The 11495-nt window shown below is 38.9% G+C and carries 12 protein-coding genes; 1 reads left to right on the plus strand and 11 read right to left on the minus strand.

The window, feature by feature from the left end:
- Positions 1-14: 14 nt before the first annotated feature.
- The 6 genes from rnc to PPA04_RS00520 form a co-directional block, all read right to left on the minus strand.
- Positions 15-716 (minus strand): ribonuclease III, encoded by a 702-nt coding sequence (gene rnc, locus PPA04_RS00495; protein ID WP_068807329.1) that lies wholly within the window; start codon positions 714-716, stop codon positions 15-17.
- A gap of 130 nt (positions 717-846) precedes the next feature.
- A complete protein-coding gene (gene acpP, locus PPA04_RS00500) occupies positions 847-1092 on the minus strand; it encodes an acyl carrier protein (RefSeq protein ID WP_057783534.1) in 246 nt (81 codons plus the stop codon).
- A gap of 80 nt (positions 1093-1172) precedes the next feature.
- Positions 1173-2183, minus strand: coding sequence for a phosphate acyltransferase PlsX (gene plsX / locus PPA04_RS00505; RefSeq protein WP_057783532.1), 1011 nt, complete (start codon positions 2181-2183; stop codon positions 1173-1175).
- Positions 2184-2203: 20 nt separating this feature from the next.
- Positions 2204-4255 carry an ATP-dependent DNA helicase RecG gene (gene recG, locus PPA04_RS00510; RefSeq protein ID WP_057783530.1) on the minus strand — a complete coding sequence of 684 codons (2052 nt, stop codon included), beginning with the start codon at positions 4253-4255 and terminating at the stop codon, positions 2204-2206.
- Between the two features lie 57 nt (positions 4256-4312).
- Positions 4313-5989 (minus strand): DAK2 domain-containing protein, encoded by a 1677-nt coding sequence (fakA, locus tag PPA04_RS00515; RefSeq protein WP_186806934.1) that lies wholly within the window; start codon positions 5987-5989, stop codon positions 4313-4315.
- Positions 5990-6028: 39 nt separating this feature from the next.
- Positions 6029-6391: an Asp23/Gls24 family envelope stress response protein gene (locus tag PPA04_RS00520; RefSeq protein ID WP_057783527.1), complete on the minus strand. Its 363-nt coding sequence runs from the start codon at positions 6389-6391 to the stop codon at positions 6029-6031.
- A 392-nt stretch (positions 6392-6783) separates the two neighbouring features.
- Here PPA04_RS00520 and rpmB point away from each other — a divergent pair, with 392 nt between their 5' ends.
- A complete protein-coding gene (rpmB, locus tag PPA04_RS00525; RefSeq protein ID WP_046870836.1) occupies positions 6784-6969 on the plus strand; it encodes a 50S ribosomal protein L28 in 186 nt (61 codons plus the stop codon).
- Between the two features lie 52 nt (positions 6970-7021).
- Here the strand turns inward: rpmB and PPA04_RS00530 are convergent, their stop codons facing one another.
- Genes PPA04_RS00530 through PPA04_RS00550 form a run of 5 tightly spaced genes read right to left on the minus strand, consistent with a single transcriptional unit; the run spans position 7022 to position 11490 of the window.
- Positions 7022-7669, minus strand: a complete 648-nt coding sequence (locus PPA04_RS00530; RefSeq protein ID WP_057783525.1) for a thiamine diphosphokinase — start codon at positions 7667-7669, stop codon at positions 7022-7024.
- Positions 7669-8325 carry a ribulose-phosphate 3-epimerase gene (gene rpe, locus PPA04_RS00535; protein ID WP_057783523.1) on the minus strand — a complete coding sequence of 219 codons (657 nt, stop codon included), beginning with the start codon at positions 8323-8325 and terminating at the stop codon, positions 7669-7671. The genes PPA04_RS00530 and rpe overlap by 1 nt, the downstream gene beginning before the upstream one ends.
- A gap of 3 nt (positions 8326-8328) precedes the next feature.
- Positions 8329-9246, minus strand: a complete 918-nt coding sequence (rsgA, locus tag PPA04_RS00540) for a ribosome small subunit-dependent GTPase A (protein ID WP_057783521.1) — start codon at positions 9244-9246, stop codon at positions 8329-8331.
- A 15-nt stretch (positions 9247-9261) separates the two neighbouring features.
- Entirely contained in the window at positions 9262-10746 is a 1485-nt protein-coding gene (pknB, locus tag PPA04_RS00545; RefSeq protein WP_057783519.1) for a Stk1 family PASTA domain-containing Ser/Thr kinase, read from the minus strand.
- Positions 10747-11490, minus strand: a complete 744-nt coding sequence (locus PPA04_RS00550; protein WP_057783517.1) for a Stp1/IreP family PP2C-type Ser/Thr phosphatase — start codon at positions 11488-11490, stop codon at positions 10747-10749. It lies immediately after the preceding gene.
- Positions 11491-11495 lie beyond the last annotated feature (5 nt).

Below are 11495 nucleotides of genomic sequence, written 5' to 3' on the forward strand. Positions count from 1 at the left end.
ATCAAACTCCTAATCTAAGCATTCTTTACCCGTAACTTTTGCAAGGCATCTTTGGCAGCATCTTGTTCCGCTAATTTCTTGGACTTACCCGTGCCAACACCAAGTTTTCGATCATCGGCAAAAACAGCAACTTCAAAATCTAGATCATTATCGGGACCTGCTTCGTTTAACAACTCATAATGAATCAAGACGTCGCCATCACGTTGCAAAATTTCCTGTAAATTAGTTTTGTGATCAATCACGTGATCAAAAGCACCAGTATCCAATTTAGGAAAAATAACTTGGTGCACAAACTTTTCAACAGTTTGTCGGCCCTGGTCTATATAGACTGCCCCAACAAAAGATTCAAAAATATCACAAAGAAGTGAATCACGATTCCGAGCGCCAGCCTTTTCTTCACCCTTACCAAGCCGGATGTATTGATCAAAATGACATTCACGCGCAAACTGACTAAAACTAGCTTCACAAACCATAGCTGCTCTCAAACGAGTTAGCTTTCCTTGTGGCATTTCTGGATAACGTTTAAAAATATATTCGGAGACGATTAACTGTAAAACTGCATCCCCCAAAAATTCGATTCGTTCATAAAATTTCAACCCTTGATTGGGATGTTCATTGACATATGACGCTTGAGTTAAAGCTTCGTCCAATAAACTTTCGTCATGAAATTCAATTTGAAAATTCTTCTTTAATGCTTCATCAATTGATTTTTTCAAAAGTTTCATCCTTCCTTAAATACTCACTATAACATTATAGCTTTTTTTAGCGAAACTGCCTACTACATCGCCATTACAGATACAAATTGAGACCGGAACAAAACATTCCAGTCTCAAAAGTGGTCATTTTTTATTTCTTTTGATTGGCGGTAATGAAATCAACTGCTTCACCGACTGTGGAAAGCTTTTCAGCATCCTCATCAGAAATTTCCGCGCCAAATGTATCTTCCAATTCAAGAACAAATTCAACAATATCAATTGAATCTGCGTTCAAATCAGTTTTAAAGTTCAAATCGTTTGTAACTTTTGCTTTATCGACATCAAAATGATCCACAATGATATCGGTAATCTTGGTAAATACCTCTTCTTTAGTCATGTGATACTCCTTATATCTTTTAATTACATCAGATAAGTTTAATGTTTTTCTTGGGTATTGTCCACCCAAAATGAGAAGATTTATTTTTTATCAGTTGGCCGCGCTGCAAAATAGTCTGCCAAATTCTGAGTCAAATTTGATTTAACCATCGAGCGGAGTTGACGTAAAGCATTAGATACCTGAATCTCATTACTTGATCCATGTGCTTTAACAACCGGCGCTTTTACACCTAACAGAACCGCACCACCATGTTTTGAATAATCCATTTTATCTTGAATCACTTTAAAAGCCGGCTTTAACAGCATTCCACCCAATTTGACCTGCACGCCAGAATCCAAAATAGTATGTTTGATTAATTTTAGCATCGATAAGGCGGTTCCTTCTGTATTTTTAAGAACCGCATTGCCTGTAAAACCATCCGTAACCACAACATCTGCCTTACCGGCTAAAAGCTCACGAGACTCAATATTACCCACGAAATTCAAGTTAGGATCGTCTTTGAGTACCTGGTAGGTCTCTTTATGCAGCGGATCACCTTTGTCTTCTTCAGCACCGTTATTTAATAAAGCAATCCTTGGATTCGTGACCCCCATTACGTTACTACTGTAAAAGTTACCGAGGACAGCAAACTGCTGCAAATTCTTCACTTTGCTTTCCGCATTTGCTCCAACATCTAGCATCGTAAATGAATCTGGTGAACCCTCTAATGCAGGTAGCGTCGTGGTCATTCCTGGTCGATTAATCCCTTTAATTCTGCCAATAATAAATAAACTCGCAGCTAATAATGCTCCCGTATTACCGGCTGAAAATAGTGCATCAGCTTTTCCCTCTTTAACAGCTTGAGCGGCTAACACCAAAGAAGAGGTCTTTTTTTGACGTACCGCCCGAACCGGTTCATCACCCATCGCAATTTCTGAATCTGTATGAACAATGGTAATCCGTTCACCATTGTTAAGATATTTTTTTATCTGATCTTCTTTACCAAACAGGGTAAATTTAACATCTGAATACTTGTCCCTGGCCAGCTCAACGCCTTGAACAATTTTTTCTGGTGCATAGTCGCCACCCATAGCATCAATTGCTAATTTCATTTTTATCCCTCATTTTCAAATTAATCAAAATTGGCATTTTTTTGCATAACAATCGTTAAATAATCACTTAATTTTCTAAATTGCTTGTCTATTTGCCAATCTTCTTCGTTCACAATTTTACTAGCCTCTAGTTGCGCCGTTTGCAACGCCCCAATATCCACGACGGGGTCGCCAACTCGAAACTCAGGAATACCTGACTGTTTACTTCCAAACACGTCACCAGAACCCCGAAGTTGCAAATCAGCCTGGGAAATTTTAAACCCATCGTTCGATTGAGTCATAATCTTCATGCGTTTAATCCCAGTCTCATTTTTAGGATCAGCCACCAAGATACAGTAAGCCTGATCTTGTCCACGTCCAACGCGTCCCCGTAATTGATGCAATTGTGCTAATCCAAACCGATCGGCATCATAAATAATCATGACTGTTACGTTGGGGACATCCACCCCTACTTCAATAACAGTGGTTGAGACTAAAAGCTGAAATTCATTGTCCTTAAATTGACGCATAATTTCATCTTTTTCATTAGGCTTCATTCTACCATGAAGCAAACCAACTTTATAAGTTGGTTCAAATTCGGTTTGCAATTGATCGTAGAGTGCCATCGCATTTTTCAAATCTAAAGATTCTGATTCTTCAATTAATGGTGTAACCACAAACGCTTGGTGACCAGCTTTAAATTGTTTTTTCACAAAATCCAGCATACCACGCACATTACTATTTTTGACCCAGCTAGTTAACACTGGTTTTCGACCATTAGGCATTTGATCAATCGTGGAAACATCCATTTCCCCATAGGCTGTGATTGCCAAAGTTCGGGGAATTGGCGTTGCTGTCATTGCCAAAACATCAACATCAGCACCCTTTTTGCGCAAGGTTTCCCGTTGTTTAACCCCAAAACGGTGCTGTTCATCAATAATAACTAAGCCGAGCTTTTTAAACTTGACATCATCTTGAATCAACGCATGGGTCCCAATCACTAGATTGATATCACCCTGTTCAATTCCCGCCAATAACGCCCGTCGTTGCTTGGACTTTGAGCCAGAAGCGCCGGTCAACAGACCTATATTCACACCCATCCCTTCGAATATCTTGGTGAGGTTGTTGGCATGTTGCTCGGCCAAAATTTCTGTGGGCGCCATTAAGGCCGTTTGGTAGCCCGCTGTAATTGCTGCAAACATGACAATTGCTGCCACAATTGTTTTTCCGCTCCCAACATCACCTTGCAACAGGCGGTTCATTCTAATCGGCCGTTTGAGGTCATAACAAATTTCATTAACCACGCGTTTTTGGGCATCCGTCAATTCATATGGCAAACTCGCAATGAATTTTTTTAATTCATCAATATTGTATTCAATAGCCGTTCCATTTTCTGTTTGATCTCGTTTTTTGAGTACTTGTAATTCCATTTGAAAAACGAAAAACTCTTCAAAAGTTGCCGTTCGCCGGGCAATTTTTGCCGATTTTAAATCGTCAGGAAAATGTAAATCATGAATCATTGTTTTGCGATCAATTAATCGGTACTTCTCAATTAACGTTTCTGGAATAATATTAGCAATTTTATCTTGAAATTGTTCAAAAGTTTGCGTAACCAATTTTTTTATCGTGTTTTGGCGAATATGTTGACTAGCAGGGTACACCGCATCAATTTCTGAAGAATCACCGCTTGAAAATGGCAATAATTTCATTCCAGTTAAACTTCGACGTCGTGCATCCCATTTGCCATAGACGGCAAACCTTTCATCAATTGTGACTTGTTTTTTTATCCAGGGTTGATTAAAAAAAGTGACCATAACAGATTCTTGATCGGTTAATAGACGAAAATTCAGGCGATTCTTTTTTCTGCCATAACGGGCAATAACCGGCTCTGAAGCTACAGTACCCTCTAAGGTTACTTTTTGTTGATCCACTAAGTCCGCCATGTTTTGAGGTCGTAAATCCTCATAACGAAACGGAAAATAAAGTAACAAATCTTCAATTGTATAAATCCCTAACTCATTTAGTGCTTTTGCGCGTTGTAGCCCAACGCCGCTAAGAACTGAAATGGGTGAGAAAATTGTGTTTTCAGTCATACATCGACTCCCTAACTACAAAAAGAGGCTGACAAATTTCCAACCTCTTCACATTACTTATTCAACTGAGACAATAAACGGATATACCGGCTGATCGCCTTCATGAACTTCAATTTCAAGTTCATCGTCTAATGCTTGAACGATACTCTCAAGTTTTTCAGCATCGGCCCTTTTAGCATCTTTGCCATAAATGATAGTCACAATTTCACTATCCTCATCCAGCATCAATTTAACCATTTCACTGGCCGCTTCAAGGATTGTCGGTTTTGTAGTGGCAATTGTGCCATCAATGATACCCATGAAATTGCCCTTTTTAATCGTTTTGCCCTGCACTGTCGTGTCCCGAATAGCAGTTGTGACTTCACCATTTTTAACAGAAGATAAATTATCTTCCATTGCAGTGACATTATCATCTAGTTTGCTATCCGGATTAAAGCCCATTAAAGCTGTCATTCCTTGTGAAATATTACGACTATGCACAATTTTAGCTGGAATGTCCGCCACTTCAATTGCCTGCTCAGCGGCTAAAAAGATATTTTTATTATTTGGTAAAATAATTGCCCGTTTCGCATGGGACTCATTAATTGCCGAAACAATATCCGCAGTACTTGGATTCATAGTTTGTCCGCCACTAATAATGTGGGTCACCCCAAGACTTCGGAACAACTTATCAACACCTTCGCCAGAAGCAATTGCAATGATCGCCGTTCCGTTTGTATCCGGAACTGTCTGTTCTGCTTCAACTGGATCGTCTTTTTCAATGATTTCTTCTTGCTGCTGACGCATGTTATCGACCTTAACTGTTGCAAGATCACCAAACTGCTGTCCCCAAGCCAATACTTTGCCAGGATGTTCAGTATGCACATGCACTTTAACGACATCATCATCATTAACAACTAAAAGTGAATCACCCAATTTAGCCAGATAATTATAAAAGGTATCGTAGTCAAAATCTTGTTCGACTTGTAATCCCTTGCCGATTCGAACCATAATTTGTGTACAGTAACCGTATTTGATATCAGCGGGATCAATCTTACCTTGAACACTTTGATGATGTTTAGCATCGACCATTTCATCCATCTGTTCTTCATCAGGTTGGTCCACTTCCGCTTCTGTACGACCGTTCAAAACATCATCAAAAGCATCAAAAACAAACGTCAAACCTTGACCACCAGAATCCACAACCCCAACTTCTTTTAAGACTGGCAAAAGATCGGTTGTCTTTTTCAAAGCTTCTTTACCAGCTTTTGTGACAGCATCCATAACATAAACAATATCATCTTTTTCTTCAGCAGCGTCATTTCCTGCCTTAGCGGCTTCTCGGATGACAGTTAGAATAGTTCCTTCGGTTGGTTTCATAACGGCCTTATAGGCTGTCTGAGCCCCGTCAGCGAACGCCTGCGCCAAATCATCAGCATTTAAAGTTGCTTTATCTTCCACACTTTTAGAAAATCCACGAAAAATCTGAGATAAAATCACACCAGAATTACCCCGGGCACCCATCAAGAGGCCTTTAGCAAGTGCACCAGCCAATTTACCAACATGTTCGCTTGGTTCATCCATTTCATACTTTGCGCCGCTCTCCATTGATAAACTCATGTTTGTCCCAGTATCACCATCGGGAACTGGGAAAACATTTAATGAGTTAATAAAATCGGCATTACGTTTTAACTTTCGCGCACTTGCCTGAATCATTTGATCAAATTCTTGGTTCGTGATTTCAGTAGTTGCCACTTTCAATTCTAAATTCCTCCTCGTTTTAGTCCTTCGTAACTAGGCTTCTAGTACCTTTACACCCTGGACAAAAACGTTCACAGAGTTTGCCGAAACACCTAACATTGATTCCAAATTATATTTTACTTTCGATTGCACATTTTTTGAAACTTCAGAAATTTTTGTGCCATAACTGACAACAATGTACACATCAATTGCCACACCATTATCTTGTTGACGGACAACAACGCCCTTAGCATAATTTTCTTTACGTAAGATCTCATTTAAATTATCACGAATCTGATTCTTACTTGCCATACCGACAACACCATAATTATCTGTTGCGGCGCCACCAACAACTGTGGCAATGACATCATTGGATACAACTACAGTTCCATTTTTTGTTTGAATTTTTACAGCCATCAAAAATAGCCTCCCTTAATCGTGATTCTTATATCAACGATATTTTACCATACTTCAACAAACCAAGAAACGCAACCACTTTTTAGACAATTATTTGTTAATCTCCACCAAAAGGTTATTTCATTGGTATTCAACCGGAAAACTGCTCACTTTTATATGGTTACAAGTAATTAGCTATCGTCACGTCGGAAAAATTGTGCTAAACTCATCAAGAACAATTAGTCGCTTAATTAAACCCACTTAAATCTCTACTTATGGTTGTTGAAACGAACTGTCAAGTAAAATTACTTGAAAGAAAAGTATTGCAATCGCGGGGCATATATGATAAGTTATTTAGGTGAGTTAAAAAGAATTCTATGATAAATATAGAAGCGACAAAGGAGGATTTTAAAATGGCAAAAGACTTTGTCACCGGTCGTCGTACCCACTTTGGTAACACACGTTCACATGCTTTGAACCACAGTCGCCGAAGCTGGAAACCAAATTTGCATAAGGTCCGCATTCTTGTGGATGGAAAACCAAAACGTGTTTGGGTTTCTGCTCGAGCATTGAAATCAGGCAAAATTAAACGTGCATAAAAAAGATTGAAGCTATCAAAGGCTTCAATCTTTTTTATTTGTACTTATTTTTTTATTTAGGTAAATCACGACTATAAATGGCCGCCACCATTCCTGCTGAAAAACTAATTGTAGCTTTCTCACTAATGAACTCATTGCTGACATAAACAATCGGATTCTCATCAGATTGTTTATGTAATCGATATTTTTCATCTGGTAAGGTTAGATTCCCCACGTTACCTAAAGTGACAATTGATAAATACTTATATTGCGGCTGTTTCAGCAAAACATGTTTTCCCGGATTAAAAAACAAAAAAACATTCTGTCGATCTATCAATTGGACTTGTTGCGCATATTTTCTAAATTGTGGCTTTAAAAACATAAAAAAATTACTCAAAAAATGATCTTGCCGACCACCCGTCGCCCCATAAATTTTTACTTCATCAGCATGCAGCAATGTAAAAGCTTTGGATACTGCCAATTCGGTATCTGTATCATCTTTAATAGGATTGACTTGGATAATCTTCGGCACAAGACGTTTTATTTCTGAGAATTCTGTTTTGCTCATGGAGTCAAAATCGCCAATTGCAATTTGAGGCACAATGTGTTGACGTAACAAAAACAGGCTTCCCCGATCAACGCCAATCCAGTTTTCTTTTTGATTAAAGATCTTTTCTGGATAGAACTGTTGGGGTCCACCTGCTAATATATTTACTTGCATTAATCTGTCGTCCTCGTTTTAAGCTTTTTAATTTGTGCGATTGGATCCTCACTATTGAATACATACGATCCGGCCACCGCAATGTCTGCTCCCGCCTTATAAACTGAAGCTACATTTTCATCATTAATTCCCCCGTCAACTTCAATCGTAAAATTATTCTCACCAGTTTGACGAAGCTGATTAAGACGTTGAATTTTAGGCAACATTTGAGAGATGAATTTCTGACCTCCAAAACCTGGGTTCACGGTCATAACAAGTACCTGATCCACAATCGGCAAAACATCTTCCACCAAGCTGATAGGAGTTCCCGGATTCAACACAACTTCAGCTTTTACACCATGTTGTTTGATCATTTCTAAAGCCCGATAAATATGTGGCGTACTTTCAACGTGGACACCCACAATGTCGGCACCTGCCTGACAAAACTGAGTAACAAATCTTTCTGGATTTTCAATCATTAAATGACAGTCCAATGGCATACTTGTGATTGGTCGAATTGCTTCAACCATTCCTGGACCAAAGCTTAAATTAGGGACAAATTGACCATCCATTACATCAATATGTAAAAGGTCTGCCCCACCTTTTTGAGCAATTTCAATATCCGGTTTTAAGTCTACAAAATTAGCACTTAAAATTGATGGCGAAACTTTAATCATAACTTATTTCCCCTTTTTCTTAGAATAGCCTTTGCGCTGATAATCTGGCTTTTGGTCTTTAATAAGGTTAAAAAATTGAACGTAATTTTCATACCGACTTGGCATGATTTGGCCATCTTCTAAAGCTTTTTTGACAGCACAATTCGGTTCGTTAATGTGTAAACATTCTCGGAATCGACAGTTTAAACCAATTTGAGCAATTTCTGGAAACAGCTCCTTAAGATCCTCCAAACGCATTTCAAAAACTGTATAACTTGAAAATCCTGGCGTGTCAGCTACCAATCCATCACCAACTGGGAATAAAGCCACTTTTCTAGTTGTATGTTTCCCACGATTGAGAGCTTGTGAAACCTCACCCGTCTGTAAAGCCAGTCTCGAATCAATATGATTTAAAAGAGTTGATTTGCCAGCACCTGTTTGGCCCATAAAAATAGTTAGCTTATTGGCAAACAAGGCCTTTAAACTTGCAAGATCTTCAGAATCAAAAGCTTGCCAAGCTAGATAAACCTCATAACCAATTTTCCGATAACCATCGGCCATTTGTTCTAAATGTGCTTGCTTGTTTTCGGGAGTCAAATCACCCTTTGTAAAATAAATAATTGGAGAAATTCCCTTTTCTTCCAAAGTCACTAACTGTCGATCCAGCAGGTTCGCAGAAAAATCTGGTTGCACACAAGCCGTCACGACGACCGCTTGATCAATGTTCGCTAAAGGTGGCCGAACTAATTCATTTCGGCGTGATTCAATTTTTAAAATGTACCCTTCGTTTTTGGCATGGCCTTCAAATTCAACCCAATCGCCCACAAGAGGAGAAATTTTCTGTTTACGAAAATTTCCCCGCGCTCTTGTACGAAAAATTTTGTCCTCACTCTTAACGTCGTAAAAACCACTTAAAGATTGAATAATCTGTCCTTTTTGCATTAAAACCCTCCAACTCTATTTAGTTACCGAAAAGCTGATCGTCGTGGCTCTGGGCACCACAACCTGATCAGGAACCACACTTTGATAAATAATTTTTCCACGATCAAATTGAGTAGTTTGAATAGATCGTTTTTTGACCTTGAACCCTTTTGCTCGTAATTTTTTGGCAACTTTGGCATATGAATTGCCAATGTAGTTATCGACCACATAGCTATTAGGTCCCTGACTAATCACCACATTCACTGCCACGCCCGCCTGAACCTGCTTTTTCTTACGTGGAAGTGTTTCAACCACTCGTTTATAGTCAATTTTTTGATCTCCAGTCCGTGTAATCTGTCCTACTTTAAGATCATGTTTCTTTAATACCGCCGTTGCTTGTGCCTGTGTTAACCCAGTAACATTTGGAATCGTCACAACCTTGGGAAAACTCAAATAAAATGCTAATCCAATGCCAAAAATAAATAAAATTAGCAATCCAAAAAAGAATGCTATTTTTTTCCGGAGCGGATGACGATTTCTTCTTTTTTTGCTTTTAGTTGGCTGCTGATCCTTTGAACCATTTTGGGAAATAGCCTTCACCTCAGCCACATCTTTTGGATTTGGTTGAAAATCAGAGGCATCCGCAATAATCGTTTCATCCGTTAGAGACGGTGCAATAAAACGACTGTCTTCAGCTCGCCTTACTGACAGTGCCGTACTAAGGTCGTCTGCCATCTCAGAAACTGAATTATAGCGATCAAACGGATTTTTAGCCGTTGCTTTTAAAACCACATTTTCCAAAGCTTGCGGTATTCGCGGATCAAAATCTCGAACATAAGGAATTTGATTCTGATAATGTTTAATTGCGATGGATACCGCGTTCTCCCCTTCAAAAGGGACACGACCCGTTAACATTTCATAAAGAATAATTCCCAATGAATAGATATCGGACCGTTTGGTCGCTAAATGACCACGAGCCTGCTCTGGTGATAAATAGTGAACCGAGCCCACGACGGCATTTGTCTGGGTAAGCGTTTGTTCTTCTTGAGCCAGGGCAACTCCAAAATCAGAAATTTTAGCATTTCCTTTTTTATCCATTAAAACATTTTGCGGTTTTAAATCGCGATGAATAATATCATGAGCATGGGCCGTTGCGACACCACTTAAAATTTGTTCCATGATATCAATCACTTGCTGATAGGGAATTGGAAAGTGTTCCTTAATATATTGTTTTAGATCCGTTCCATCAACATATTCCATTACCAAATAATGGATGCCGTTATCTTCCCCTACGTCATAAACACTGACAATATTAGGATGCACTAATTCTGTTGTTGATAGGGCCTCGCGCTGAAACCGTTGAATTGTCTTATCATCATTTTGAAGATCAAAACGTAATAATTTAACCGCTACATTTCGGTTCAAAATTAAATCGTGAGCCAAATAAACGTCTGCCATCCCACCTTCGCCAAGTGAGCTAATAATGCGATATCTCCCATTAAGCGTTTGATTAGGTGTCATCTATTTAGTCACCCCATCATCTGCTTGAATAAGGAGCACCGTAACATTATCACGTCCTCCCGCCTGATTGGCAAATTCAATTAATTTTAAGCACTTTTCTTCCAACGTGATGGAACTTTCTAAAACATTGGCAATTATTTGATCGGTAACCATATTCGTCAAACCATCAGTACATAAAAGAAGCTGATCGTCATGCTTCCATGCATATGTATGCACATCAATATCTGAATTAGCAGAAATGCCCAATGTTTTTGTAATAATATTTTTTTGCGGATGTGTACGGGCTTCTTCCGGAGAAAGCTCTCCTTTTTTGATCAACTCATTAACTAACGAATGATCTGAAGTGAGTTGTTTTAACTCGTTACCTTTAAAAAGATAACACCGACTGTCCCCTAAGTGGGCCACGATAAACTGATTCTCAAGAATAATTGTGACCACAATTGTAGTTCCCATACCATTCAAATCTGAATACTTTTGTGAGGTTTCAAGAATCTCGTCATTTTCTTGGGTCACTTCGGTTTGCAGCCAATTTACTGCGTTAGTGACGTCACTAAAATCCGTATTTTGAAACAGATATCCGAGATGAGAAACGGCCATTTCAGAAGCCACATCCCCACCTTGACGCCCACCAATTCCATCAGCGACAATACTAAATAAAACGTTTTTTTTATTTTTAAAAACGCCCACATAATCTTGATTTTCATCACGGTGATTCCCAATGTCAGACTGAAAAGCATACTTCACAATTA

It is taken from the genome of Pediococcus parvulus, assembly GCF_007990205.1.
GTDB lineage: Bacteria > Bacillota > Bacilli > Lactobacillales > Lactobacillaceae > Pediococcus > Pediococcus parvulus.